The organism is Phytobacter sp. RSE-02, from assembly GCF_040578655.1.
GTDB classification, from domain to species: Bacteria; Pseudomonadota; Gammaproteobacteria; order Enterobacterales; family Enterobacteriaceae; genus Phytobacter; species Phytobacter diazotrophicus.
Genome location: NZ_JBEULY010000001.1, coordinates 112,945 through 139,213 on the forward strand (window position 1 = coordinate 112,945; position 26,269 = coordinate 139,213).

The 26,269-nt window shown below is 54.1% G+C and carries 21 protein-coding genes; 5 read left to right on the forward strand and 16 right to left on the reverse strand.

Annotated elements, in window-relative coordinates:
* The first annotated feature begins 280 nt into the window (after positions 1-280).
* Positions 281-2,509: an EAL domain-containing protein gene (locus tag ABU190_RS00505; RefSeq protein WP_354690086.1), complete on the forward strand. Its 2,229-nt coding sequence runs from the start codon at positions 281-283 to the stop codon at positions 2,507-2,509.
* A gap of 2 nt (positions 2,510-2,511) precedes the next feature.
* Here the strand turns inward: ABU190_RS00505 and ppx are convergent, their stop codons facing one another.
* From ppx to purM, 4 genes are all read right to left on the reverse strand, one after another.
* Entirely contained in the window at positions 2,512-4,053 is a 1,542-nt protein-coding gene (gene ppx, locus ABU190_RS00510) for an exopolyphosphatase (protein WP_039079684.1), read from the reverse strand.
* A gap of 3 nt (positions 4,054-4,056) precedes the next feature.
* Positions 4,057-6,123, reverse strand: a complete 2,067-nt coding sequence (gene ppk1 / locus ABU190_RS00515; protein WP_039079685.1) for a polyphosphate kinase 1 — start codon at positions 6,121-6,123, stop codon at positions 4,057-4,059.
* A gap of 231 nt (positions 6,124-6,354) precedes the next feature.
* Positions 6,355-6,993 carry a phosphoribosylglycinamide formyltransferase gene (gene purN / locus ABU190_RS00520; protein WP_071193410.1) on the reverse strand — a complete coding sequence of 213 codons (639 nt, stop codon included), beginning with the start codon at positions 6,991-6,993 and terminating at the stop codon, positions 6,355-6,357.
* Positions 6,990-8,027: a phosphoribosylformylglycinamidine cyclo-ligase gene (gene purM, locus ABU190_RS00525; RefSeq protein ID WP_039079687.1), complete on the reverse strand. Its 1,038-nt coding sequence runs from the start codon at positions 8,025-8,027 to the stop codon at positions 6,990-6,992. Before purM ends, purN begins: the two co-directional genes overlap by 4 nt.
* Positions 8,028-8,304: 277 nt before the next feature.
* Here purM and upp point away from each other — a divergent pair, with 277 nt between their 5' ends.
* The 3 genes from upp to ABU190_RS00540 all read left to right on the forward strand — a co-directional run bounded on the left by upp (position 8,305) and on the right by ABU190_RS00540 (position 11,291).
* Entirely contained in the window at positions 8,305-8,931 is a 627-nt protein-coding gene (gene upp, locus ABU190_RS00530; protein WP_039079688.1) for a uracil phosphoribosyltransferase, read from the forward strand.
* A gap of 273 nt (positions 8,932-9,204) precedes the next feature.
* On the forward strand, positions 9,205-10,494 hold the full coding sequence (gene uraA, locus ABU190_RS00535; RefSeq protein WP_039079689.1) for a uracil permease: 1,290 nt from the start codon (positions 9,205-9,207) through the stop codon (positions 10,492-10,494).
* Positions 10,495-10,589: 95 nt separating this feature from the next.
* Entirely contained in the window at positions 10,590-11,291 is a 702-nt protein-coding gene (locus tag ABU190_RS00540; RefSeq protein ID WP_354690412.1) for a DnaA inactivator Hda, read from the forward strand.
* Between the two features lie 34 nt (positions 11,292-11,325).
* Here the strand turns inward: ABU190_RS00540 and arsC are convergent, their stop codons facing one another.
* The gene (arsC, locus tag ABU190_RS00545; protein ID WP_354690087.1) at positions 11,326-11,685 is read right to left on the reverse strand and encodes an arsenate reductase (glutaredoxin); all 360 of its coding nucleotides are present in this window, start codon (positions 11,683-11,685) and stop codon (positions 11,326-11,328) included.
* Between the two features lie 12 nt (positions 11,686-11,697).
* Entirely contained in the window at positions 11,698-13,161 is a 1,464-nt protein-coding gene (bepA, locus tag ABU190_RS00550) for a beta-barrel assembly-enhancing protease (RefSeq protein ID WP_039079692.1), read from the reverse strand.
* Between the two features lie 222 nt (positions 13,162-13,383).
* On the opposite strand from bepA, the gene ABU190_RS00555 reads away from it, so the two are divergent.
* Positions 13,384-14,454, forward strand: a complete 1,071-nt coding sequence (locus ABU190_RS00555; RefSeq protein ID WP_354690088.1) for an AI-2E family transporter — start codon at positions 13,384-13,386, stop codon at positions 14,452-14,454.
* Between the two features lie 514 nt (positions 14,455-14,968).
* Here the strand turns inward: ABU190_RS00555 and focA are convergent.
* The 10 genes from focA to ABU190_RS00605 all read right to left on the reverse strand — a co-directional run bounded on the left by focA (position 14,969) and on the right by ABU190_RS00605 (position 26,257).
* Complete coding sequence (gene focA / locus ABU190_RS00560; RefSeq protein WP_110294614.1) at positions 14,969-15,826, reverse strand: formate transporter FocA; 858 nt, start codon at positions 15,824-15,826, stop codon at positions 14,969-14,971.
* A gap of 135 nt (positions 15,827-15,961) precedes the next feature.
* On the reverse strand, positions 15,962-17,911 hold the full coding sequence (locus tag ABU190_RS00565; protein ID WP_354690089.1) for a sigma 54-interacting transcriptional regulator: 1,950 nt from the start codon (positions 17,909-17,911) through the stop codon (positions 15,962-15,964).
* Positions 17,912-18,137: 226 nt separating this feature from the next.
* Positions 18,138-18,548, reverse strand: coding sequence for a formate hydrogenlyase maturation HycH family protein (locus tag ABU190_RS00570; protein ID WP_354690090.1), 411 nt, complete (start codon positions 18,546-18,548; stop codon positions 18,138-18,140).
* The gene (locus tag ABU190_RS00575) at positions 18,541-19,317 is read right to left on the reverse strand and encodes an NADH-quinone oxidoreductase subunit B family protein (protein WP_071193407.1); all 777 of its coding nucleotides are present in this window, start codon (positions 19,315-19,317) and stop codon (positions 18,541-18,543) included. The genes ABU190_RS00570 and ABU190_RS00575 overlap by 8 nt, the downstream gene beginning before the upstream one ends.
* Positions 19,314-19,862 (reverse strand): hydrogenase 4 subunit H, encoded by a 549-nt coding sequence (gene hyfH, locus ABU190_RS00580; protein ID WP_039079698.1) that lies wholly within the window; start codon positions 19,860-19,862, stop codon positions 19,314-19,316. The genes ABU190_RS00575 and hyfH overlap by 4 nt, the downstream gene beginning before the upstream one ends.
* A 10-nt stretch (positions 19,863-19,872) precedes the next feature.
* Positions 19,873-21,600 (reverse strand): hydrogenase large subunit, encoded by a 1,728-nt coding sequence (locus ABU190_RS00585; protein WP_271849609.1) that lies wholly within the window; start codon positions 21,598-21,600, stop codon positions 19,873-19,875.
* Positions 21,597-23,186 (reverse strand): hydrogenase 4 subunit F, encoded by a 1,590-nt coding sequence (locus tag ABU190_RS00590; protein ID WP_354690091.1) that lies wholly within the window; start codon positions 23,184-23,186, stop codon positions 21,597-21,599. Before ABU190_RS00590 ends, ABU190_RS00585 begins: the two co-directional genes overlap by 4 nt.
* 4 nt (positions 23,187-23,190) lie before the next feature.
* Positions 23,191-23,841, reverse strand: a complete 651-nt coding sequence (hyfE, locus tag ABU190_RS00595) for a hydrogenase 4 membrane subunit (protein ID WP_039079701.1) — start codon at positions 23,839-23,841, stop codon at positions 23,191-23,193.
* A 12-nt stretch (positions 23,842-23,853) separates the two neighbouring features.
* A complete protein-coding gene (locus ABU190_RS00600; RefSeq protein WP_354690092.1) occupies positions 23,854-25,293 on the reverse strand; it encodes a hydrogenase 4 subunit D in 1,440 nt (479 codons plus the stop codon).
* Between the two features lie 16 nt (positions 25,294-25,309).
* Positions 25,310-26,257, reverse strand: coding sequence for a respiratory chain complex I subunit 1 family protein (locus ABU190_RS00605; RefSeq protein WP_039079703.1), 948 nt, complete (start codon positions 26,255-26,257; stop codon positions 25,310-25,312).
* Positions 26,258-26,269 lie beyond the last annotated feature (12 nt).

The following is a 26,269-nucleotide window of genomic DNA, read 5'->3' on the forward strand; positions in this document are numbered from 1 at the left end:
GGGCGAGGTCAATTCTTAACCATGCAAAATTTCACCGGCGGAAAATATTAATCGATTTTATATAAAATAAATTAAGTATTTAAGTCATGAATGCTAATCTGCGTCTCTTTTTAAAAAGCGTAAAAATTAATTAATTCGGCGAGTTTTATTTGATGTGCATCAATCATTAGTTGCCCTACAGAACTAAAATTCACGCTCATTTGCTATTTACGCGCTTACAGTCAGGTTGGATGCCTGCCTGAAATACCCATTGGGAAGCTGGGTTTTTTGTCGAGCATCTATGACTTCGTTAAAAAAATATCATCAGCACAAAGACAAATGGTGGGCATTACCGCTCGTGTTGCCTTGTCTTTTACTGCCACTGTTTAACCTGGCGAATACCTATACGCATGTCGCGGGTGAAACGGTTGTCCTCTTCTCCCTGCCAATGGCGCTGATGTTCAGTCTGATGGTGGTCTTTGGCTGGGCAGCGCTACCCGGCATGGTTCTCGCACTGGTCCTGAATATCGGCATGCACGATATCTCTGAACTTGTCGCGCAAATTTTTCATTTGCTTATTCCCGTGGTCATCAGTTGGGGCGGCTATCGCGTTTTTGTTACGCGTCGGCAAAATATTTCCTATGGAAACGCCGCCTTTATTGCCCAGCGAATTTTCTGGCAGGTCTTTTGCCCGGCAACGATTTATTTGATTATTCTTGAGTTCGTTATCTGGCTGGCGCTGTATGACACGGATTTTAGTAAGACCGATATATTATCGTTAAATATTCATTTACTGATTGATTATCAGGCGTTACTGGTCGGGACCATGACCGGTATTCCGCTCTGCTATTTGGTTATTCGTATCGTTCGCCATCCGCGTTATCTGCGAAGCTGGTTATCGCAACTGCGCCATGAATTCGACCCGAAAGTGACCCGCTGTGAGATGGCTATCTGGCTGAGTATCCTGGCCGGATTGGTCATACTGTTGCTCATGCCGCTGAATGAAAATAGCTCCATTTTCAGCACCAACTACACGCTCTCTCTGGTATTGCCTGTCATGCTATGGGGAGCGTTACGCTATGGATACCGGTTTATATCGGTGCTCTGGACGCTGTTGTTGATTGTCTCGGTACACTATTTTTATCGTTATCTTCCCGTCTATCCGGCTTATGAAATTCAACTGGCTATCGCCTCGTCGAGTTACCTGGTTTACTCTTTTATCATTCTTTGTGTATCGGTACTGGCAACACGACAACGGCATGTTCATGCCCGGGCTCGTCGTCTTGCCTATCTTGATCCAGTCGTTCAGATACCCAATCTGCGCGCCCTCAATCGTGCGCTTGCGGGCTCACCCTGGTCTGTTCTTTGTTATTTAAGTGTGCCGGAACTGGAAGTGCTGGGGCGTAACTATGGCGTGATGCTGCGTATTCAGTACAAGCAAAAACTGTCGGACTGGCTTAAAAACAGCCTTGATGAAGACGAACGTGTCTACCATCTCTCAGGCCATGATCTTGCTATTCGTCTTAACACCCAGTCGCACCAGAACCGGATTGACGCGCTGGATGCCCAAATTAAGGCGTTTCGTTTCTTCTGGGATGATATGCCGTTGCAGCCCCAGGTGGGCATGAGCTATTGCTATGTGCGCTCACCGGTGCAGCACCTCTACTTGCTGCTTGGCGAACTGAGTACCATTGCGGACTTATCGCTGGCGACAAATCATCCGGAAAGCCTGCAGCATCGCGGGGCGGCGAACCTCCAGCGTAGCCTCAAGGACAAGGTGGATATGATGAACCGTCTGCAACTCGCGCTGGAAGAGAACCGTTTTAGTTTACTGGTGCAACCTATCGCCGGGATGCGCGGCGACAGCTACCATGAAATTCTGCTACGCATGAATGAAGAGAACGGCCAGTATATTAATCCGGATGATTTTCTGCCGGTCGCTCATGAGTTCGGCCTGTCATCACGTATCGATCTTTGGGTTGTGGAGCATGTGCTGAGTTTTATGTCTGCTCATCGCGCAACGCTACCCGCACAGCGTTTTGCCATTAATCTGTCGCCCGCCTCTGTGTGTCGGGCACAGTTTTCTCTGGAGGTGGGGCGGCTGTTGAAAAAATATGGCATCGAGGCGTGGCAGTTGATCTTCGAGATTACCGAGAGTAACTCGTTAACTAATCTGGAGCAGGCAAATCAAACGCTCGGCCAACTGCAACAAATGGGCTGTAGCGTAGCGATTGACGATTTTGGTACTGGCTACGCCAGTTATTCCCGACTGAAAAATGTGAATGCCGATATCCTGAAAATCGACGGCAGCTTTATCCGCAATATCGTTTCTAATAGTCTGGATTACCAGATTGTCGCCTCTATTTGTCATCTGGCGAGAATGAAAAAGATGCAGGTTGTGGCGGAGTATGTCGAAAATGAAGAGATACGCAGCGCAGTGGTTGCGCTGGGTATCGATTATTTGCAGGGGTATTTGATTGGTAAACCAGAGCCGCTGGAAAATCTGCCAGGGCAGATTCAGGCGGCCTGATTTTATGCCGCTACGCCGGGCGACTGCTCTTCTTCAACTTTGAGTCGCCAGCCGGTGACGGCTTCCCAGTACTCCTGTTCCCGTTCCAGGTCGAAGAGAACCAGTGCATTCTGGCTGAACCAGTCGTGCGGGAAGCTCAGTGTCCAGTGGTTATCATCGGTCGTAAGACGCAGGGTTGGTGGCGTCGTTGTCGCCTGCCGCTGGTTATTCAGCAACACCCCAAGGCGTAAAAGCTGAATTAACGGCAGGTAGTGTTTTTTCTTGAACAACGTGAAGCGCGGTAAGTCATCCAGCTTGATCGCTTTGCGGTGATAGCGCACCAGCGTGGCCATCATTAGCTGCTGCTCCTGGTTATAGCCAGGCAGATCGCTGTTTTGCAGGATATAAGCCGAATGACGATGCATACCGCTGTGGTTAATATTTAAACCGACTTCATGCAGCATGGCTGCCCATTTCAGTAGCGCCGCCAGTTGCGGGTTAATGAGCTTCGGATTTTGCGCCTGCCACTGATCGTACATGTGCATGGTGGTTTCCAGCACGCGACGCGCCTGTTCGCGGTCGATATTGTACTGATTAGCAAGGCTCTGCGCCGTGCGGCTGCGAATATCCTGATGGCGGAAACGGCCTTCCATTTCATACAGCACGCCTTCGCGCAGCGCACCGTCTGAGAGGCGAAGTTCATTAATTGCCAGCGCGTCAAATACTCCGCAGAGAATTGCCAGACCTGGAACGAAGACCGCTTTACGTTCGTCGGACAGACCCGGCAAGCTCAGTTCGTCGAAGTTTTTGAACTTCACAACTTCGGCGACCAGTTTTTTGAGGCGCTCAGGCGTGATGATGCCGTCCTTTTCCCCTAACGCCAGTAGCACTTCATGGGCCGCTTTGATACTGCCGGACGCGCCAAGCGCGACGTCCCAGCCCTGAATACGGAACTGCCAGGCCAGCGTTTCCAGTTTCTGCGTTGCGGCAACGCGAGCGCGCTGGAAGTTTTCCGCATTGATTGTTCCGCCCGCAAAATAAAGCTGCGCGAAGCTGACGCAGCCCATACGACGGCTTTCCACCAGTTTGGGTTCAAAATCTTCGCCAATGACCAGTTCGGTAGAACCGCCGCCGATATCAATAACCAGCTTGCGGCCTTTTTCCGGCTGCGTATGTTCAACCCCCATAAAAATCAGGCGCGCTTCTTCATTACCCGCGATGATTTCGATGGGGTAGGGAATAACCTTTTCTGCCCGTTTAAGAAACTCCGGCGCGTTGAGCGCCTGGCGCAACGTGTGGGTCCCTACAATACACACGCTTGAAGGGTCAAAACCTTGCAGGCGTTCTGCGAACAGCGACAGACACGCGAGACCGCGCTCCATAGCCTCTTCACTCAGCATATTATTGCTGTCGAGGCCATCCGCCAGATGTACGCGTTGTTTCAAACGGCCAATGATCTGCATGGCGCCATCAACAACGCGGGCAATCACCATATGAAAACTGTTCGAACCCAGGTCGACCGCAGCAAATTCCTGCGGTCGTGCTGTCTTTTCATTTATCGGCATAGATTAGTCAGACTGTTCAAGTGATGTCAGATATTCATGAATCGCGAGCTGTGCGCGTACTTTGCGGCGGTTGCCGCGCGGCACATATCGATTACTGAGTTCTTTATCGACGTAGCGTGCTTTGACGGTATCACTGAACAGAAGATCAATGATATCCAGTACCTGCTGTTTAAGGCGCGGATCGAGCAACGGCGCCGCTACTTCAATACGGTAATCGATGTTTCGCGTCATCCAGTCAGCAGACGACAGATACACTTTTTTATCGCCGCCATTCTCAAAAATATAGATGCGATCGTGTTCAAGGAAACGGTCAACAATGCTAATTACGCGAATATTATCGCTGATGCCTTCCAGTTCAGGGATAAGCGAGCACATACCGCGCACCAGCAAATTCACCGGCACGCCAGAACTGGAGGCCGTATACAGGCGATCAACCAGGCCTTTATCCACCAGGTTGTTGATTTTTAGCGTAATGCCCGAAGGAATGCCTTTCTGCGCATTGGCAATTTCGGTATCGATCATTTTGTAGAGCAGATCGCGCGAGTTTTGCGGCGAAACCATCAAATAATCGAAATTCACCGGACGGTATGGGTTCTCAATAAAGTTAAAGACCCGGCGCACTTCATTGGTGATACGCGCATCGGCGGTCAGCAATGAGTAGTCGGTATAAATACGTGCGGTCTTTTCGTTAAAGTTGCCGGTGCCGATATGAGCGTAACGCACCACTTCGTCGTTTTCCATACGCGACACCAGGAACAGCTTGGCGTGGATTTTCAGCCCCGGCGCCGAGAAGATAACCTGCACACCGGCTTCGGTCAGGCGCTTCGCCCAGTGGATGTTAGCCTCTTCATCGAAACGCGCCTGCAGCTCAACCACCACGGTTACTTTCTTGCCGTTATGGGCGGCGTGGATCATGGAGTCGATGATGCGCGAGTCTTTCGCCACGCGATAAATATTGATTTTAATTGCCAGCACGCTTGGGTCAAACGACGCCTGGCGCAGCAGTTCCAGCACGTGCTCGAAGGTGTGATACGGATAATAGAGCAGTACGTCGCGCTCGCGAATGGCATCAAAACCGTTGCGGAACTTATCAAACCAGACATGGCGCAGGCGCGGTAATGGCTTGTTCACCAGGTTTGCTTTCCCGACGTTCGGGAAGCTGATGAAGTCTTTAAAGTTGTGGTAGCGACCGCCCGGAATAATGGAGTCGTAGCGGGAAATGGTCAGCTTCTCGCGCAGCATCTCAACCATGGCATCCGGCATATCACGCTGATAAACAAAGCGTACCGGCTCTGCCGTCAGACGCTGTTTCAGGCTTGAAGACATCAGCTCCATCAGACTCGATTCCATCTCGTGCACCAGATCGTATTCGGCGTCACGGGTCATTTTCATCGAGTAGGCGTTCAGCGCGTCGTAATCAAAGAAGCCTTTGAAGATATCATCCAGACAATAACGCAGAATATTATCCAACAGGATCATCGGCTTGCGACGGCGCGGCGCTTCCGGCGGCAGGTTTACAAAACGCGGCACTTTATCAGACGGAATTTCCAGCAGGGCGTAGCGGATATCATCGCCGCGGATAATTTCCACCGCCAGGTAGGTGTAGTCGTCTTTTAAGAAGCGAATCAGATTGGTTTCGCGATTAATCAGTGTCGGCGTGATGTGCTGGCGCAGATACTGTCGGAAGTAGTGGCGCAACCAGTTTTGCTGATTGGCGGAAAGCTGGCGTTCGTTAATCAAAAAGATCTGATTACGTGCCATTTCCAGCAGGAGTTCGTTATACAGGCCGTCAAATTCCTGATCGGCTTTCAGTACGCGGGCCTGTATTTTACCCAGCAGGTGGCGTGAATGGGTGTTGGTGCCTTGTCCTTGTTCTTCGCTAATAATGATGCGGCGTTTAAGTTCTGCGAAGCGAACTTTATAGAATTCATCAAGGTTGTTGGAATAAATCCCTAAAAAGCGCATGCGTTCGATGAGCGGGTTACTCTTATCCGCCGCTTCCTGCAGAACGCGCTCGTTAAAGCACAACCAACTTAGTTCTTTTTCCAGATATAGCTTTTCCTGACCCATTACAACTTACACTCCGGTTAACTCTCGGGACACGGCAATTCCTTCTCGCTATGGCTGTGTCCTCGTGTGCAGGTAAACGTGTTGGCGTTCGTTTGAGTGACACCCATATTATGGCGAGCTTTGCCATTAGATGTCCAACTGTGACAGATAAGTATGACAGTAATCCGGTTTTACCCGCAGAAAGGTGTTGCGCGCAACGATATGTTACGCGCAGGCAAAGAAAAGATTCGCTTACTCGGCCGCGTAGCCCTGTTCTGGCAGGCAAACGCCATCAAGCCAGGCTTTGTTTTCTTGCATAGCCAGACGGCCATCAACAAACCAACTCACGACCAGCGGGTAAATCGCATGCTCCTGAGTCTGGACGCGGGCGGTCACGTCTTCTTCGGTATCGCCCTCAAACACCGGCACCTGTGCCTGTAAAATCACCGGGCCGCCATCCAGTTCGTCGGTAACAAAATGCACGGTGGTGCCGTGAACGTCATCACCATTTTCCAGTACCTGGCGGTGGGTGTGTAAACCGGGATATTTAGGCAGCAGGGAAGGGTGGATATTGATAAGGCGACCGGCGTAATGTGCCACGAAGTCCGGGCTGAGGATACGCATGTAGCCAGCCAGCACAACGATATCCGGGGCGTAAGCGTCTATCTCCTGCATCAGTTCACGGTCAAACGCTTCGCGACTGGCAAACTGAGAGGCAAGAAGTGCATGGGCGGGAATGTTGGCTTCCCGCGCACGCTCAAGGCCGAATGCATCGGCCTTGTTACTGAATACTGCCCGGATGGTGCCATTGATTTTCTTCTGCTTGCAGGCATCAATTATTGCCTGCAAGTTGCTTCCGTTGCCGGAAATGAGCACCACAATGTTTTTCATTCGATGACCACGCGTTCACTGGAATCGGATGCTTTGATAATACCGATTTTCCACGCGTTTTCACCTTTGGCATTCAGGAATGCGATGGCCTTATCTGCTTCATCAGCAGGCAGGGCGATAACCATACCGACACCACAGTTAAAGGTGCGATACATCTCGTGACGGCTGACATTGCCCGCCGTTTGCAGCCAGTTAAAGACGGCCGGCCATTGCCAGGAGGACTCGTCGATCACCGCCTGGGTATTGTCTGGCAGCACGCGCGGGATGTTTTCCCAGAAGCCGCCGCCGGTCAGGTGGGCGATGGCGTGCACGTCTACGTTTTCAATCAGCTCAAGGATCGATTTCACGTAGATGCGGGTCGGAGTCAGCAGGTGATCCGCGAGGGATTTCCCTTCAAGCTGTGTCGTCTCAGGATCGCAACCGCTCACTTCGATGACTTTACGCACCAGCGAGTAGCCGTTGGAGTGCGGACCGCTGGACGCCAGCGCAATCAGCACATCACCGTCGGCCACTTTGGAACCGTCAATGATCTCGGATTTTTCAACAACGCCAACGCAGAAACCGGCAACATCGTAGTCTTCGCCGTGATACATGCCCGGCATTTCAGCGGTTTCGCCGCCAACCAGCGCACAGCCAGACTGCAGGCAGCCTTCCGCGATACCGTTAATCACGCTGGCTGCGGTGTCGACATCCAGTTTGCCGGTTGCGTAATAATCGAGGAAAAACAGCGGCTCTGCGCCCTGAACGACCAGGTCATTCACACACATGGCGACCAGGTCGATGCCGATGCTGTCATGGCGTTTCAGATCCATCGCCAGACGCAGTTTGGTACCTACGCCGTCAGTGCCGGAAACCAGTACTGGTTCACGATATTTTTGCGGCAATGCGCACAGCGCGCCGAAGCCACCCAGACCGCCCATCACTTCCGGACGACGAGTTTTCTTCACCACACCTTTGATTCGGTCAACCAGAGCATTACCTGCGTCAATATCAACACCGGCATCTTTGTAGCTAAGAGAGGTTTTATCGGTCACTGCTTGAGTCCCCACGCGTTTGCTTGCGGTTCACCCGTCATATTTCAGGCTGTTACCCGAACTAATCAGGTTTTGGAAATAAAATTCGGCGCAATTCTAACAGTGAAGGCAAACGTTTGCGAGTCCATTATTTCAGGCCGCCGGGGATTCTTACGGTATACTCTTTTCCAGTCTGTTTGATCCGGATCAACGCCGCACCTGTAGCGTGGCGGAGAAAAAGCGGTATAATCCGGCGATTTTTTTTGTGGCTGCCACCGTTTTGGGGAAGGAGAAGAGTATGAAGGTCGTGGAAGTAAAACACCCACTCGTCAAACACAAGCTGGGCCTGATGCGTGAAAATGACATCAGCACCAAACGCTTTCGTGAACTCGCCTCGGAAGTCGGTAGTCTGCTGACCTATGAAGCGACTGCCGATCTGGAAACGGAACGTGTGACTATCGAAGGCTGGAACGGCCCGGTAGAAGTCGAACAAATCAAAGGCAAAAAAATCACCGTAGTCCCTATTCTGCGTGCCGGTCTGGGCATGATGGAAGGGGTGCTGGAACACGTTCCGAGCGCGCGCATCAGCGTGGTGGGTATCTATCGTAATGAAGAGACCCTGGAGCCGGTGCCGTATTTCCAGAAACTGGTTTCTAACATCGACGAGCGTATGGCGCTGGTCGTTGACCCGATGCTGGCAACGGGCGGTTCTATGATTGCCACCATCGACCTGCTGAAAAACGCAGGCTGCCACAGCATCAAAGTGCTGGTGCTGGTTGCTGCCCCGGAAGGCCTCGCCGCGCTGGAGAAAGCGCACCCGGACGTTGAGCTGTATACCGCGTCCATCGACAAGGGCCTCAATGAGCACGGATACATTATTCCGGGCCTCGGCGATGCCGGCGACAAAATCTTTGGTACGAAATAAATGCTTTAAAAATCAAAAGCCGACTTTGAAAGTCGGCTTTTTTTTGGCGTAAACCAGAACAGAATCCGCCTGATTTCATCACGCAGTCCACAACACTGCGGGATGGGTGATGAGCGGAACATATACCCTAACCACGTCGAGTTGCCGGCAAGGACAAGCGAGCGAATCCTGATGATCTTACGTCGATAAGTGATTCGGGTGAACGAGTACGGCCAACGCTCCAGCGTCTTGACGTGTGAAGGGGATAAACAACAACACTCAGAGGAAAACACTATGACGCGCCGTGCTATCGGGGTGAGTGAAAGACCGCCGCTTTTACAGACAATCCCGCTTAGTTTGCAGCACTTGTTCGCTATGTTTGGCGCAACCGTGCTGGTGCCAATCCTGTTTCATATTAACCCGGCCACCGTACTGTTATTTAACGGTATCGGAACGCTGCTTTATCTCTTTATCTGTAAGGGCAAAATCCCGGCTTATCTGGGATCGAGCTTTGCGTTTATTTCGCCGGTACTGCTGCTTCTGCCGCTGGGCTACGAAGTGGCGCTGGGTGGTTTTATTATGTGCGGCGTGCTGTTCTGCATTGTTTCCTTCATCGTGAAGAAAGCAGGCACCGGCTGGCTGGACGTGATGTTCCCGCCTGCGGCAATGGGCGCAATCGTTGCCGTCATCGGTCTGGAGCTGGCCGGTGTTGCGGCCAATATGGCCGGTCTGCTGCCTGCGGATGGTCAGTCTGCGGATTCCAGAACCGTGCTCATCTCGCTGGTCACGCTGGGTGTGACCGTGTTTGGTTCCGTATTGTTCCGTGGTTTTATGGCGATAATCCCGATTCTGATCGGCGTGCTGGCCGGTTATGCGTTGTCGTTTGCAATGGGTGTTGTTGATACCACGCCGATTGCCAATGCGCACTGGTTCGCGCTGCCAACCTTCTACACGCCGCGTTTCGAATGGTTTGCTATCTTCACCATTCTGCCTGCGGCGCTGGTGGTTATTGCTGAGCATGTGGGCCATCTGGTCGTTACCGCCAATATCGTGAAACGCGATTTGATCCGTGACCCTGGCCTGCACCGTTCCATGTTTGCCAATGGCTTCTCAACCATTATTTCCGGTTTCTTCGGCTCAACGCCGAACACCACCTATGGTGAGAACATTGGCGTTATGGCGATCACCCGCGTCTACAGTACCTGGGTTATCGGTGGCGCGGCAATCATCGCGATTCTGCTCTCCTGCGTAGGTAAACTGGCAGCGGCAATTCAGATTATCCCGGTACCGGTGATGGGCGGTGTCTCTCTGCTGCTGTACGGGGTGATCGGCGCATCCGGTATTCGCGTGCTGATCGAATCCAAAGTGGATTACAGCAAAGCGCAAAACTTGATCCTGACCTCCGTCATTCTGATCATCGGCGTCAGCGGCGCGAAAGTGCATATTGGCGCGGCTGAACTGAAAGGGATGGCGCTGGCGACCATCGTGGGTGTTGCGCTGAGCCTGATCTTCAAATTGATCAGTGTTCTGCGTCCGGAAGAAGTGGTACTGGACGCCGAAGACAGCGAAGCAAATCAGCATTAATTGTTGCTCTGCAAACCGGGTGTCATGCCCGGTTCAAACGCGGTAAAGTTTTATGATAAACTTACCGCGTTTTTTAAAGCCCTGTTGAGGTACGTCTGAACACACCGGCGCAGCTTTCCCTGCCACTCTATCTTCCTGACGATGAAACTTTTGCGAGTTTCTGGCCGGGCGATAACCCTTCTTTGCTGGCGGCGTTGCAAAATGTCCTACGCCAGGATCATAGCGGATACATCTATTTCTGGTCGCGTGAAGGGGCAGGACGTAGCCATCTGCTTCATGCTGCCTGTGCTGAACTCTCTCAGCGTGGTGATGCGGTCGGCTATGTGCCGCTTGATAAGCGCACCTGGTTTGTACCGGAAGTGCTTGAAGGAATGGAACATCTCTCGCTGGTCTGTATCGATAATATCGAGTGTGTCGCAGGCGATGAACCCTGGGAGATGGCCATCTTCAATCTCTATAACCGTATTCTGGAATCAGGCAAAACGCGGTTACTGATCACCGGCGATCGTCCGCCACGGCAGTTGAATCTGGGGTTGCCCGACCTGGCGTCGCGCCTGGACTGGGGGCAAATCTACAAGCTGCAACCGCTCTCTGATGAAGACAAACTGCAGGCGCTCCAACTGCGTGCAAGGCTGCGCGGGTTTGAGTTGCCGGAAGATGTGGGACGTTTTCTGCTCAAGCGACTGGATCGCGAAATGCGCACGCTCTTTGACACGCTCGATCAGCTCGATCGCGCGTCTATTACCGCTCAGCGTAAGTTGACCATTCCCTTCGTAAAAGAGATCCTGAAACTGTAGGCCCGGTAAGTATCGCACCTGCGGGCCCGTGGTATTAATAGACGATCTCAAGGACCTGCTCTGGCGGGCGACCAATGCGCGCCTTACCGTTCGCCACAACGATCGGACGCTCCATTAGCCTGGGATTATCAAGCAGCGCCTGCAACAGCGCCTCTTCTGAGAGATGGCTATCCCCCAGTCCCAGTGATTTATAGAGATCTTCTTTCTGGCGCATCAGCTCCCGCGCGCTGGTCATTCCCAGCATTTTCAACAGCGCTTTAAGCGTGTCGGCATCCGGCGGCGTTTCCAGATACAGAACAACCTGCGGATCAATGCCGTTGGCTTTCAGCAGGCTGAGGGTATCGCGGCTCTTGGAGCAGCGAGGGTTGTGGTAAATCTTCACCGCGTCTGTCATCGGTTCTCCTTGTTACATCTTCTGATACGGGCGGAACGTTTTCTGCAACTGACGAAGCTGATCGATACGCGCATCGTAACGGGCCTGCTGCAGACTGCCCAATTTGACCTGCGAACTGGCGCTCCCCAGCAGCGTAATGGCCTGATCCAGCTTACCCGTCAGCGCCAGCCCTTCGGCACGCGCCGCCAGCTCTTCATCGCGATGGCCTAATGTGGCTTCCGCTTGTGCCAGCAGCTCCCAGCCGTTTACATCGTCCTTCCAGTTAAAGGTGTAACGATTGAGTATCGCCTCTGCCGCGGCAGCCTGACCGCTGCTCAGATAGGCGTTTGCCAGGTTGAGCTGCAATACCGGGTTGGTTTTAATTTCCGCCGCATTTTTCAGGCGGTTAATCGCTTCGTTGTTTTTGTTCTGCCCTAAATCAATGTCGGTCGCCAGGTCGATATACCAGGCATTTGTCGGATTGGCACTCAGCAGAGGTTGCAGCGTTTTAGCGGCGTCGGCGAAGTTCTTCGCCTCCATTGCCTGCAGGGCGCGACCATATTGCGCGGCATGCTGCTCGCGCACATTGCCTTTTGCCCAGGCATCTAACATATCGCTGGTGAGCTGATTACGCCCGGAGTTATACATCCCCAGGGCCCTGGCTTTGGCCAGGTAAAACTCTTCGGAGGATTGCACGACCACCGGGCGCATCTGGTTGGCGCGGTTACGCGCATCGGCAAGACGGCTTTCCGGTAAGGGGTGGGTCAGCAAAATTTCCGGTGGACGAGAGGCGTAACGTGATTGATCAAGCAGCTTTTCCAGGAAGGTTGGCATTGCCTGCGGATCAAAACCGGAGCGTTGCAAAACCTGAATCCCGATGCGGTCCGCTTCCTGTTCGTTCTGCTGCGTAAAGGTGATCATGCCCTGCTGCGTACCGGCCAGTGTACCGGTGAGCGCCGCCATCCCGGCCTGCGGGCTTGCCATGGCTAACAGAATGGAGCCCAGTGCGCCAGCCCAGGTCAGGGGGGCGCTACGCTTCTGATCTTCCATGGCACGCGCCAGATGGCGCTGGGTCACGTGGGAAATTTCGTGCGCCATCACCGACGCCAGTTGGCTTTCGTTATCCGCATAGCGAAACAGCGCTGAATGCAGCACCACGTTGCCGCCAAAGAAAGCAAAGGCGTTAATTTCGTCATTATTGACTAAGTAGAAATGAAACGGGGTCTTTACCGAGTTTGCATGTGAGACCAGGCGCATGCCCAGTCCGTTGATGTACTGAACCAGTAAAGGGTCGTTGATCAGCGGCGCACTGCCGCGCAGCTGGCGAACATAATAGTCGCCCATCTGCATTTCCTGACCAATGGACAGGGTGCTTCCTGCGGAGGTTCCCATATCGGGCAGACTGTCTGCAGAATCCGCAAACGCGGGCATCATCTGGCCGAGCGTCAGCGTGGCGATAAGGGTTGCGACCAGCGTTTTTTTCAACTGCCTGAACATAACCTCAATCCTGTAATTTTTGGGGTAATCATTTGACCTGACGAGCCGGGGTTCGTTCCGGCGAAATAAAACAGAGAGTTTATCCCCCCTGATGGGGGAATAACACCTTTTTGCCCGCTCATCATGTTTCCTGTAAAGGCGACGAAAAGCGAAGTCTTTTTTGTGACATTTCGATACAATTCCTGAACTCACACCGGTCAATCCGGCTCCTGGAAGGAACATATGCTTGAATTGTTGATGCAGTGGTATCGCCGTCGCTTTAGCGACCCGGAAGCGATCGCGCTGCTGGTCATTTTGCTGGCAGGTTTTGTCATTCTCTTCTTTTTTAGCGGTCTTCTTGCGCCGCTGCTGGTTGCCATCGTGCTGGCCTATCTTCTCGAATGGCCAACCGTCCGTCTGGAAAGAGTCGGTTTCTCCCGCCGCTGGGCCGCCACGATGGTGCTGCTGCTGTTTGTCGGCATTCTGATGATTATGGCATTTGTTGTGATGCCGGTTGCCTGGCAGCAGGGGATGAATCTGATTCGCGACATGCCGGGTATGCTCAATAAACTTTCCGATTATGCCGCCACGCTGCCACGACGTTATCCGATGTTAATGGATGCGGGCATCATCGATGCAATGGCGGAAAATATGCGTGCCCGGATGCTGGGCATGGGCGATTCGGTGGTGAAATACTCCCTTGCATCGCTGGTCGGGCTGCTGACGCTGGCGGTCTATCTGGTCCTGGTGCCTCTGATGGTCTTCTTCCTGGTGAAGGATAAAGAACAGATGCTCAATGCGGTGCGCCGCGTCTTACCGCGTAACCGTGGGCTGGCAGGGCAGGTCTGGAAAGAGATGAACCAGCAGATAACCAACTACATTCGCGGCAAAGTGCTGGAGATGGTTGTCGTCGGTGTTGCCACCTGGTTAGGTTTTCAGCTCTTTGGCCTTAACTATTCATTGCTGCTGGCGGTGCTGGTGGGGGTCTCGGTGCTGATTCCTTACATCGGCGCGTTTGTGGTCACCATTCCGGTGATTGGCGTGGCGCTGTTTCAGTTTGGTGCGGGCACCGAGTTCTGGAGCTGTTTTGCCGTCTACCTGATAATCCAGGGGCTGGATGGCAACCTGCTTGTGCCATTACTGTTTTCCGAAGCGGTTAACCTGCACCCGTTGGTCATTATCCTGTCGGTAATTATCTTTGGTGGCCTGTGGGGGTTCTGGGGAGTGTTCTTCGCCATCCCGCTGGCGACGCTGGTGCAGGCAGTGATTCACGCATGGCCAGATACCGTGGTGGTTGACGACCATCACCTCTGACGTGATGTCTTCCCCGCTGGCGCGGTGCTTAGCGGGGCTACCAATCGTAGATACTGTGAACGCCTTCAACCTTTTTAGCCATGTCTGATCCGTTTTCCCGCATGACAACTACAGCAACATCTTTGTGCCCCCCTGGCGCAGAGCGTGCAGCGAGGGGGTTGAGTCCCCGCTGAAATCGGTGAGACGAAGACCCGATGACAAGGACAGGCCGCCAGGGATGGCGGACTGAGATTTGTCGAGACAGGCCGTCGAGTCAAACCGACCGCAGGCAGCGGGGCGGGAGGCGAACGCAGTGCGAAGCACCGATTTTTTGCGGGGCCGCGGGGATTGTAAAGGGGAACGCGGTGTTCCCCTTTACCCGTTCACGTGTCCGGAGGTGACATTTCGCCATGAACATAAGGGGAACGGAACCCACCACCTGAGCCGCATATTCCCCTCACCCCAATCCTCTCCCCAGGGGAGAGGGAGAAAACCGGTCGTAGCCCTGATAAGTGCTGCGCCATCAGGGACGCGGTTAGTGCCCGTTATTTTGGTTACGCAAATAGATAATCCAGTAAGTAATCCCTACCAGCAACCCGCCGCCGATAATATTACCTATCGTCACCGGGATCAGATTAGCCGTGATAAAATTGCTGACCGTTAATGCCGGATAATTTTCCGGGCTGGCGTGAATGCTGGTCCAGAATCCTTCGGGCGCAAAATAACGAATAACAATAGAAAGCGGGATCAAAAACATATTCGCGATGCTGTGTTCGAAGCCGCTGGCGACAAACATACCGATAGGCAACAGCATCGCCATAATTTTATCGGTTAGTGTATGCCCGGAATAACTCATCCACACAGCCAGGCATACCATTAAATTACATAGCGTCCCCAGGCAAACGGCTTCAATGAAGGTATGATGCATTTTATGGTCGGCGGTTTGTAATACATTTAATCCCCAAAGACCATTGCCACTCATATATTGCCCGGCAAACCAAATCAGCGCGACAAAAAACAGGGCGCCGACAAGGTTACCGAAATAGACAATTATCCAGTTGATAATTAACTGTCGCCAGCTTATTAGCCCGCTGGCTTTTGCCATCACCGTCAATACTGTCGAGGTGAACAAATCTGCGCCACAGACAACCACCAGGATGAGGCCCAGCGAGAAGCACACGCCGCCGGCCAGTTTTGCCAGGGCGGTTGCAGGGGCAGGCCCGGTTGTGACGGTAATATAGAAAACGAATGCAATGGAAATAAATACACCAGCCGTGACCGCGAGAAAGAATGACAGCTCTTTCTTCTTGCTGACTTTATATAACCCTGCCTGTTCGGCGACCTTTGCCATTTCTGCGGGAAGTCGCAGATCAAAAGCATTGCTGGTATCCATCAGAATCTCCTGAGTCTATGCATTAATGAGGGAGCAATATCGACACCCGCATTTATATGCATAGGGCGTACCAGCCATATAGCCGGTATCGCCTCTAAAGCGTTAATTCGCTCACACTTAAACTCAGAAACTCAATTACAATACTTCCCGAACGGTAATACCCAGCCGCTGCATACGTGATAACAGCGTGGTACGTTTCATTCCTAATTTTGACGCCGCACCGCGCGGCCCGGCAACAATACCGTTTGTTTCCCGCAGCACCTGAATAATACGCTGACGTTCCTCTTCATCGTTTTCCGGCGGCTCGGTGTGCATCATTTCCGCCACGCGGGGCAGGGGGAAAGGAAAAGGATCATGGGCCACAGGCTGTACCATGCTGCTGGGTTGCGCATTCAAATGCAGGCTCAGCGTATTATCGCGTGAGAGCAGGACCGCACGTTCGAGAATATTTTCCAGTTCGCGCACGTTGCCAGGCCATTCGTAGCGCATCAACTGGCGCATTGCATCGGCAGGAATGGTGTCGATTTGGCGGTTTAAACGGCGCGCCAGTTTTTGTGTGAAGTACCTGACCAGCAACGGGATATCGTCCGGGCGATCGCGCAGCGGCGGCAACACCAGCGGGAACACATTCAGGCGATAGAACAGGTCGTTGCGAAACTCCCGGTCAATGACCATCTGTTTCAGGTCGCGATTAGTCGCGGCAATGACCCGAACGTTAACGGGAATGGTGCGGGTGCCGCCAATGCGCTCAATCTCCCTTTCCTGTAGTACACGCAATAATTTAGGCTGCAGTTCAATCGGCATATCGCCGATTTCATCGAGGAACAGCGTCCCCCCATCCGCCATTTCAAAGCGTCCACGGTGGGTGTTGATAGCGCCGGTAAATGCCCCTTTATCGTGACCAAACAGTTCGCTTTCCAGCAGGGTCGACGGAATGGCGGCACAGTTGATTTTCACCAGCGGTTTATCTTTGCGCAGACTCATCTGGTGAATGGCACGGGCAATAATCTCTTTCCCTGTACCGGTTTCGCCAAGAATCAGCACTGTACTGTCACTCAGGGCAACAATATTGACCTGCTGGAGCACATCGCGCATGGCGTCGCTCTGATAAATAATGTCGCCAAAGCTCTGGCTGGAAAGAATTTGCTCGTTAAGTTTGTTGTTCTCGTTTTTGAGGTTTTCTTTCAGATGTGTCACTTTGCGATAGGCATCGGCATTATCGACAGCAATGCCAATTCTGTCGGCAATCTGTCGAAGTAATCGACAGTTTTGTGCGTTAAAAATCGACAAATCCCGGTGGGCCAGGACCAGTACGCCGGTGGACTGATGGCTAAAAGCCAGCGGCAGAATAAAGACCGTCTCCAGACCTTGCGCCTCCAACTGTTGTAGCAAGGGATCATTTAGCCACATTTGCGGCTCGTCCCTTTTTTGCAACAGGGTCGCATGATTTTCATTGAGCGCCGTATGCAGCAACTGGCTATCGCTGCGTAGCGGGTATTGCTGGCTTGTTGGCGGCTGAACCGTGAAATCCGTCGAGTTCCACATAAGCTGGCGCGAGCGCAGGGCATCACGGAGCACCATTGCGACCGTATCCACGCCAAAGAAGCGGTGGATTTCACGCGAGACATCCGCCACCAGTTCATCAATATCAAGGTGAGACAGTACCGAGTTGGTGATATCGACCAGAACCCGGTCATGGTCAAGCTCCTGGCGCAACAGCGAAACGGATTGCTCCAGCTTGTCGCGCTCAATATCACCCTCTAAACCTTGCGCCGCGAGGCGTGCCAGCCAGGCAAACATGGTGCTGTCTTTTTCGCAAAATTTACCGCCATCGGTGCGCACAAAGCGCAGCTCAGCCATGGTTTCTCCGGCAAGTAAAATCACCTGTTTTAAGCTATCGCTAATTGAACCGGCATATTCACTGGTGCAGAACTCAACGCTTCCGTCATCAAAACAGCGGTAGAATCGCGAATTACTGAGGCGAAGTTCGACAAACTGAATGGGGCTGAACGGAGGTGGTAGGGGAATGAACGCCCGCAGGACGGACGCCTTATCTTTCTGTTCCAGCAAATGCTGTAAAATCATGGATACTGCATCCTTCCAGAATCAATTGTACAGAAAAGCAGAAAAAAAACAGTCATAAATCAACATAATGTGACTTCCTTATCCGTTTTTTCATATCAAGTGATTGTTCTTCGGTAAGAGAGCGGGCCACCCGGTATACTACTATACCCCCTTATTTTGTAGTGTTACCCGCTTCACGTATAGCTAATTGTCATACGAATTGACGTTTTATTGATATCACTAATGGTTAATCCAGCCGCCGCACCATCAGATAAATCGCCGGCTCACCGGCAATGTCTTTCAATTGTTGCAAGATGATCTGGCTCCAGCTACGCCAGGGATCATCCGCTTCTTCTGCCAGTTTAGCAAAGGCGGGGGCCAGTTTATTGACGTGACTGGCATCAATGATGATTTCGCCAAACGTGAGCAGCCCCTGCATTTTTTTACGTGCGCCCTCTTCCAGTAGCGCAAGCCAGCGCTCGTAGTCGGCAAGTGGACATTCCAGCACCACGTTGAGGCAGTCGATTACCCCCACGTGGTGACCAATAGCCAGCGAGTAGTACATCACCTGGCGGCTTTTTTCCTCGACATTGACGCTGTCATCGACAAATTTCTGGCGCAGCGTCCAGAACATCACTTTGCTGCCCTTCTCAGACATGCTTTCCCTCCATCTCGGCGCGCAGTTGCTGCACGATGGTGTCCAGACGCGGATCGGCCGCCTGCTGCAACCAGGCATTAATGCGCGCGGAACTTTCGCGTGGATCGCCTTCGGTCAACAGCGCGAAGAAGTGATCGGCAATTTCACGTCCCTGGCGATAGCCTGCCAGTCGACGCGCCAGACGCTCGATATTAACGCGCATGGCCAGCGGTACGGCAGGCCAACGGACGGTCGCCGTTTCATTTTCAGCCTGGTGATGATCTTCGGCGTGCAGTTTCTGCTCCAGCAGGCCGAGCGCGACAGCGAAACCGTGCACCGTTGCCGCCGGGGTCGGCGGGCAGCCGGGGATCCATACATCAATGGGGACGATGGTATCGCTGCCGCCCCAGACGCTGTAGAGATCGTGAAAAATACCGCCGCCGACGCCGCATGCGCCATAGGAGATCGCGATTTTGTGGTCAGGCGCGGAATGCCAGGCACGCAGCGCGGGCATACGCATGGCGCGGGTGACCGCGCCGGTAAACAGTAAAATGTCGGCGTGACGCGGCGACGCAACGACTTTAATGCCGAAGCGTTCGGCATCGAACAGCGGGGTGATCGCGGCGAAGATCTCAATTTCACAGCCGTTACATCCCCCGCAGTCCACGCGGTAAACATAAGCAGAACGTTGAATATCGCGAAGCAGCACTTGCTTGAGTTTTTGCGCTTGTTCATCCAGCGTTATGGGCTGACTGACATGCTGCTTTAACGTCAGGGAATCGGCGCTCATGCTTGCTCCTCAATATAATAATGAACGTTGGTGCTGCCGCGATGCTCCAGTGCCGCCCGACGTTTACATGCCGGGCAGACATTCGCCTGGGCGCGCAGGGTTTCCACCAGCGCCGGGTTCGATTGATGAAGCGCCAGCAATTCAGCCGCCAGGGCGACGGATTTTTCCGGCGCAAAGGGGGCGTGGCATTCGCTGCAATGCTGCAGCCGAAAGGTCGCGCGCACATAGAGGTCTTCTTTGCGAGTCACTGCCAGCTCAAACTCCTCTGACAGGCGAATGGCGTGCGTTGGGCACACCTCTTCGCAGCGGCCACAGTAGATGCAGCGGCCGATAAACAGTTGCCAGATGCGGGCGTTGTCATCCGGATGGGTTTCCATCGTCAGCGCGTTGGCAGGGCAGGCGGTGGTGCAGGCGCCGCAGGCGATACACTGCTCAGGATTAAGCTCGGGTTTGCCGCGAAATCCGGGGCAGACCTCCAGCGGCGCAAACGGGTATTTCACCGTGACTTCGCCCGCTCTGATAATGGTTTTCCACAATTTAAGCATCGTATCTTCCTTATCTCAGCGGCGAATTGCGACGTTCAATACTGTAACGCTCGATCTCTTTGTACGGCACGGTGGTGGACTTGCGCTTACGTACATCCACCAGCGTGACGCGGTCCGTACAGGAATAGCAGGGATCGAGACTCCCGATAATCAACGGCGCATCGGAAACGGTATTGCCGCGCAGCATATAGCGCAGCACCGGCCAGTTGGCATAGGTCGCCGCACGGCAGCGCCAGCGGAACAGCTTCTGGTTGTCGCCGAGCATGCTCCAGTGCACATCCTCGCCGCGCGGTGCTTCCACATAACCCAGTGCGAATTTATGCGGCTTGTAGCTGAACCCTTCGGTTAACAGCGCGGTGTCTGGCATATTGTCGAGGGCAAACTCAATCATCGAGAGGGAATCAAGCGTCTCTTTGATACGCACCATCACGCGCGAGAAAACATCCCCGGCAGGCCAGCTAAACAAGGTTTTTGGCAGATTGCCGTAGTCGGCATACGGATGGTCAAAGCGCAGATCACGGTTAAAGCCACTGCCGCGAATCAGCGGGCCGACCGGGCTATAGTCGCGCGCAATCTGACGGTCCAGCACCCCAACCCCCTGGGTACGCTGTGCCATATTCGGCGTTGAGAGCAGCATATCCACCAGTTGGATCACTTCCGCGCGCATCTCCTTCACCAGTTGGATAGTTTTAATGCGCTGCTCTTTCAGGATGTCGCGCCGCACGCCGCCAATCAGATTCAGGCCATACGTTTTACGCGAGCCGGTCAGCAGTTCTGCCATGGTCATCGATTTTTCGCGGATGCGGAAAAATTGCATAAAGCCAGTATCGAAGCCGACGAAGTGGCTGGAAAGCCCAATGTTTAACAGATGGCTGTGCAGACGTTCCACTTCCAGCAGCACCGAGCGGATAGTGTGAGCGCGTTGCGGCACCACAATGCCCAGGGCGTTTTCTACCGAGGTGGTGTAGGCCACGCTGTGGGCGAAGCCGCATATCCCGCAGACGCGGTCTGACAGGAACGTCACTTCGTTATAACCCATGCGGGTTTCCGCCAGTTTTTCCATACCGCGGTGAACATAGAACAGGCGGTAATCGGCATCGACAATGCGTTCGCCATCAACAAACAGACGGAAGTGGCCGGGTTCGTCCGACGTGATGTGCAGCGGGCCGATGGGCACAATACGCGCCGAGCTATCGCCATCGTTGATAAACGGATAGTTTTCCGTATCGGTGGTCGGCTCCGGGCGCAGACGGTAATCCATGGTGTCTTTACGCAGCGGATGCAAATCGTCCGGCCAGTCGTCCGGCAGCACCAGACGGCGCTGATCCGGCAGGCCTACCGGGATCAGACCGTACATGTCGCGGATTTCACGCTCGCCCCAGACGGCGGCGGGCACCTTCGGAGTGACGGAGGGGAATTCACGCGTGTTGGCATCCACCAGCGCTTTTACCACAATCCAGCATTTTTCCGCCCCTTCCATAGAAAGGGCGTAGTAGACCGCGTAATGACCATTCAGCGTACGTTCATCGTTACCGAATAACACCGGTAACCAGCCGTCATGCTGATAATAAAGATAATGCACAATATCCGGCAGCAGATTGAGTTTTACCGTAATGGTGGTCTGCTCAAAAGTTTGCCGCTCTTCTTCAAGAATGGCACCGGGAAATTGCGCGTTCAACGCCGCAAGACAGGCACCGCCACGAGGGGCATCGAGACTGATACTCTCTAAATAACTCACTTTAACTCTCCCTGAACCCGCGCGGGTGTTGCAGTTGCGGCGGTGGTATCAAACGACGCCCACAGCCAACTAAATTGTGTTGATTGTTCATCATTACCGGACATCACAATGGCAGAGGCGTTTGCCAGCATTTTGCTTACCGGTTGCGGAATATGGGTCCCCATCACCAGCATCATCACCAGCAAAATGACCATCGGCACTGTGGTGAGCCAGCCGAGCTCACCGCTGGCGACTTCCTGAGGCGGTGCGGCAAACAGCGCTTTGGCGATCATGCGCACCAGCCCGCCAAGCACAATCGTCAGCAACAGCAGCAGTACGATAGTCACCAGCAGATGATCGGCCGCCAGCCCGGCGGTGACGGTCATAAACTCGCTGAGGAAAATATTGAACGGGGGCATGCCGCCCAGTGCCAGCGCGCCGCCGCCGAGCAGGACTGCGGTAAACGGCATAACTTTCAGCATGCCGCATACCACGTCCAGATTGCGGGTGCCGTATTTCAGTAGCACGTTGCCGGAACCGCAGAACAACAGCGTTTTGGCCAGGCTATGGTTCAGCGTGTGCAGCAGCGCGGCGAGAATACCCAACGGGCCGCCGATACCGAGCGCCACCGCCACCAGCCCCATGTTTTCCACGCTCGAGTAGGCGAGCAGGCGTTTCATATCCTGTTGAACGAGGATAAAGAACGCCGCCACCGCCACCGAGAGCAGGCCGAAAATCATCAGTAAGGTATTGGGGAACGTGCTGCCGATGGCATGGCAGATAATGATGTAGTAGCGAATCAGCACCAGCAACGCGCAGTTCAGCAGCACCGCTGAGAGCAGGGCGCTGACCGGGCTTGGCGCTTCACTGTGGGCATCCGGCAGCCAGGCGTGCATCGGGAACAAGCCGGTTTTGGTCCCAAAACCGATCAGCACGAAGACAAATGCCAGCACCATCAGCGTGGGGTCGAGCTTACTGCTCTCTTTAAGGACTTCGGTCCAGAAAATCGCATGGTCAGGCTCTACCATAAAGCTGGCGGCATTGGCATAAACCAGTACCGTACCGAACAGGCCAAACGCGACGCCAACGGTACAGATAATGATGTATTTCCACGCGGCTTCCAGCGAAGAACGCTGACCGTAAATCCCCACCAAAAACGCTGAGCTTAGTGTGGTGGCCTCAATGGCTGCCCACATGACAATCAGGTTGTTACTGGTGACCACCAACAGCATGGTGAAGAGAAACAGATGGAAGAAACCGTAGTAGTTGCACAGGGTGCCGACGGTAATTTCCCCGTGATCGACCTCATGGCGCATATAGCCAATGGAGTACAACCCGGTGATAAAACCGATGATCCCAAGAAGCGACAAGAACAACCCGCTTAAGCTGTCGATATGTAGCCAGCGATGGGCGGCGAATATCTCGCCCTCAGTTACAGCTTCTGCAACTGTCCACAGCGCCACGACCATCAGCACGACGATACCGACGAAATGCACGGTGGTGACCAGAGCGCGCGCGGCATTTCCTCGCAGACGGCACAGGAAGCAGAGTGCGGAGATGACCAGCGGCGTGAGCAACAGCAAGGTGAACATCAATGCGTGACTCATGTTGTTATCCTTTCAGCGCCGTAAGGTTATTAACGTCCAGTGTGCCGTGGGTACGCCAGATTTTTCGCGCCAGTATTGTCATGACGATCACCGCGAAAATGGCGTCGGTGGCGATGCCGATTTCAACCAACTCCGGCGCACGCCATGCCAGCAGTGCCAGCACCAGATGCGAACCGTTTTCCATCAGGCAGTAGCCAAACACCTGGCGCAGGATATTACGTTGGCTGACGATGCACAGTAGCCCCAGTAGGAAGTGGCCGAGCGCCACCGCCAGCGCGGGTTTAAGTTGCGCGACCAGCGGCAACTGCACCGGACGCACCACAAACCAGCACAGCAGCACGATGCCTGCGGCCATCAGCACCAGTGCGGCAGGGCCAAACAGGCGTTCTCCCTGACCCTCTGGCGCCATTTTGCGAAACGCATAACCCATGATGAGCGGCACCATCAGAACCTTGGTGAAGAAGGCGCTGATGGACCACATCCGCAATTGTTCTGCATCCAGCAGTTGTGAGAGGGTGAAAAATATCGACACCAGCACCAGTGATTGCAGGGCGTACAACCAGCAGGAGACGGTGTAGCGTCTGGCGCAAGTGACCAATAACGAGGTGAACATCATCAGCCCCGCCAGATTGTTAACTACCAATGTTCCCGTCATCTTCGACTCCCTTTATCCAATCCACGCTGCGGCAATGAGACTTGAGCACAGCGACATCACCACCAGAATCCCCAGCACCAGTTTCATGGCATACGGTAGCGGTGCCGCCTGTGCCACCTCTTCGCTGGGTTCACCCGGCACCACGCGCCCGAACCAGTAGATAAACCAGCCGAAGCTGGCGACCGATTCCACCAGCGCCAGGATCATCACCGCGAGCAGAATGGGGTGCTGATCGGAGAGGGCGAACCCGGCGGCAAACAGGGGGAACTTGCTGAAAAAACCGTTGAACGGCGGCACACCGGTAATGGCGAGCGCCGCAACGCAAAAGCCGATCCCGGCGATAGGGAGCGTGCGCATCACGCCACGAAGACGCGGCAGCATACGCGTACCGCAGCTATAGCTGAGTGCCCCGGCGACCAGGAAGAACAGGCTCTTGGCGAAGGCGTGGTTAAAGATGTAAACAATCCCCGCGTTGAAGGCCATTTTCGAACCGAAAATCGACATCGACAGGGCGAGGAAAATCCACGCCAGTTGGGAAATGGTCGACCAGGCAAGCAGGCGCTTCATGTCTTTTTGCGGCAGATACATCAGGAAACCGTACACCAGGGTGATGGTCGCCATGGTGACGCCGACCCAGCCAATGACTTCCGGGATCTGCCCACCTTCGGAAATAGCGCGGGCAAAAATGTAAACGCCCACTTTCACCATCGACGCGGCGTGCAGGTATGCACTGACTGGCGTCGGCGCTTCCATCGCATCCGGCAGCCAGGCCTGCAACGGCAGTTGCGCCGATTTCCCCCAGGCGGCAAACAAAATCCCACCGTAGACGATTAAGGCGCCGCTGCCGTTTAACTGGCTTAAGGCGCTCAGCGCGAAGGTGCCGGTTTGCAGAAACAGCGTGGCCGCCGCCAGATACAAGCCCAGCGAACCGACGTGGGTGATCAGCAGCGCTTTCATCGCCGAGCGTTGGGATTTCTCGGACTGGTAATAGCTGATGAGCGCCCAGGAGCAGCCGCCGGTGATTTCAAAAAACAGCAACTGGCCCAGCAGCGTGGAGGAGAGCACCAGGCCGGACATCGCGCCGATAAAAATCAGCAAGAATGCGTAGTAGCGATTGCTGCCATCGTGCGGGTGTTCCTTATTGCCACGGGTCAGATATCCCGTGGAGTAGAGCGCCACCAGCAGACCGAGGAAGACCACCACAAACAGAATCAGGGTGCTGATTTTGTCTACCGTCATCCCGAACAACGCTATCTGTCCGGCGCTAAGCAGCGGGATATCTACAACCTCGCTGCCTGCGGCATGAAAGCCCACCGCCAGCGCGACCGTGGCGATAGTTGCCAGCAGCGCGAACACGGTGGACAGCATGGGGGCGGTCTGTCTGGGGGCCAAAGAGACGACCAGCGCGCCGATAAACGGCAGGAGCAGGGTCGTCAGGGCAATTGTTTCCATAGTAATTCAGCGCTCCTTACAGACCGGTTAACCAAAGAACATATGACAGCGCGGCGAGACTAAAACCGAGCCAGGTAAGGTGGTGCGTCAGTAAAAACCGCCCGCGAGCGAGCGAGTTTTCCACCACTGACGCAATGACAAACACCACCAGTAATTTGACCAGCGTGATGACCAGCGAAAGCAGCATGGCTCCGACAGTCAACGAGCCGGCATTGCCGAATGGGAAGAAGAGCGCCAGGAACAGCGAGGCCATCACCACCTGTTTCAGGCCGATCCCCCATTTCACCAGCGCCAGTCCTGCCCCGGAGTATTCGGTCAGCGGCCCTTCCTGTAACTCTTGTTCCGCCTCTGCAACATCGAAGGGGATTTTGCCCATCTCAATAAAACAGGCGAATCCACAGGCGAGCATCGCCAGCAGCGTAGCAACAGGGGAGACCCAACCGGCCGCCAGCGTGGTGCTGATCGCGCCGATATTGGTCGACCCGGCCAGCAGCGCCAGCACCAGCAGCGAGAGAATCAGCATCGGTTCCACCAGGATGCCGAGCGTCAGTTCGCGGCTGGCGCCAATCCCGGAAAACGGACTGCCGGTATCAAGGCCGGAGAGCGCAAAGAAGAAGCGGAACAGGGCGAACAGGTAAATCAGGGTGATTAAGTCACCCGCACCGGCGAAAGGCGAGGTGCGCACAAACAGCGGCAATGTCATCGCCACCACCAGCATGCTGCTCAGCAGCACCCAGGGCATGACGCGGAACATCATGCCGGACGAGGCCGGAGCCACCTCCTGGCGCTTAAGCAGTTTTTGCAGATCGCGATAGTCCTGTAAGACGCCAGGACCCTGGCGAGAGTGCATCCGTGCGCGAATCTGCCGGGAGATGCCGGTAAATAATGGCGTTAATGCCAGCAGAAACGCCGCCTGGCAGAGGGCAAACAGACCCAGTGACCAGTCAGGGGTTGGTTGTATCATCTTCTCTCCCTC

Bases quoted from the DNA above. Each gene is read 5' to 3' on its own strand.
- ABU190_RS00505 (WP_354690086.1), top strand. From the start codon at position 281: ATGACTTCGTTAAAAAAATATCATCAGCACAAAGACAAATGGTGGGCA.
- ppx (WP_039079684.1), bottom strand. From the start codon at position 4,053: ATGCCGATAAATGAAAAGACAGCACGACCGCAGGAATTTGCTGCGGTC.
- ppk1 (WP_039079685.1), bottom strand. From the start codon at position 6,123: ATGGGTCAGGAAAAGCTATATCTGGAAAAAGAACTAAGTTGGTTGTGC.
- purN (WP_071193410.1), bottom strand. From the start codon at position 6,993: ATGAAAAACATTGTGGTGCTCATTTCCGGCAACGGAAGCAACTTGCAG.
- upp (WP_039079688.1), top strand. From the start codon at position 8,305: ATGAAGGTCGTGGAAGTAAAACACCCACTCGTCAAACACAAGCTGGGC.
- uraA (WP_039079689.1), top strand. From the start codon at position 9,205: ATGACGCGCCGTGCTATCGGGGTGAGTGAAAGACCGCCGCTTTTACAG.
- arsC (WP_354690087.1), bottom strand. From the start codon at position 11,685: ATGACAGACGCGGTGAAGATTTACCACAACCCTCGCTGCTCCAAGAGC.
- bepA (WP_039079692.1), bottom strand. From the start codon at position 13,161: ATGTTCAGGCAGTTGAAAAAAACGCTGGTCGCAACCCTTATCGCCACG.
- ABU190_RS00555 (WP_354690088.1), top strand. From the start codon at position 13,384: ATGCTTGAATTGTTGATGCAGTGGTATCGCCGTCGCTTTAGCGACCCG.
- focA (WP_110294614.1), bottom strand. From the start codon at position 15,826: ATGGATACCAGCAATGCTTTTGATCTGCGACTTCCCGCAGAAATGGCA.
- ABU190_RS00565 (WP_354690089.1), bottom strand. From the start codon at position 17,911: ATGATTTTACAGCATTTGCTGGAACAGAAAGATAAGGCGTCCGTCCTG.
- ABU190_RS00570 (WP_354690090.1), bottom strand. From the start codon at position 18,548: ATGTCTGAGAAGGGCAGCAAAGTGATGTTCTGGACGCTGCGCCAGAAA.
- ABU190_RS00575 (WP_071193407.1), bottom strand. From the start codon at position 19,317: ATGAGCGCCGATTCCCTGACGTTAAAGCAGCATGTCAGTCAGCCCATA.
- hyfH (WP_039079698.1), bottom strand. From the start codon at position 19,862: ATGCTTAAATTGTGGAAAACCATTATCAGAGCGGGCGAAGTCACGGTG.
- ABU190_RS00590 (WP_354690091.1), bottom strand. From the start codon at position 23,186: ATGAGTCACGCATTGATGTTCACCTTGCTGTTGCTCACGCCGCTGGTC.
- hyfE (WP_039079701.1), bottom strand. From the start codon at position 23,841: ATGACGGGAACATTGGTAGTTAACAATCTGGCGGGGCTGATGATGTTC.
- ABU190_RS00600 (WP_354690092.1), bottom strand. From the start codon at position 25,293: ATGGAAACAATTGCCCTGACGACCCTGCTCCTGCCGTTTATCGGCGCG.
- ABU190_RS00605 (WP_039079703.1), bottom strand. From the start codon at position 26,257: ATGATACAACCAACCCCTGACTGGTCACTGGGTCTGTTTGCCCTCTGC.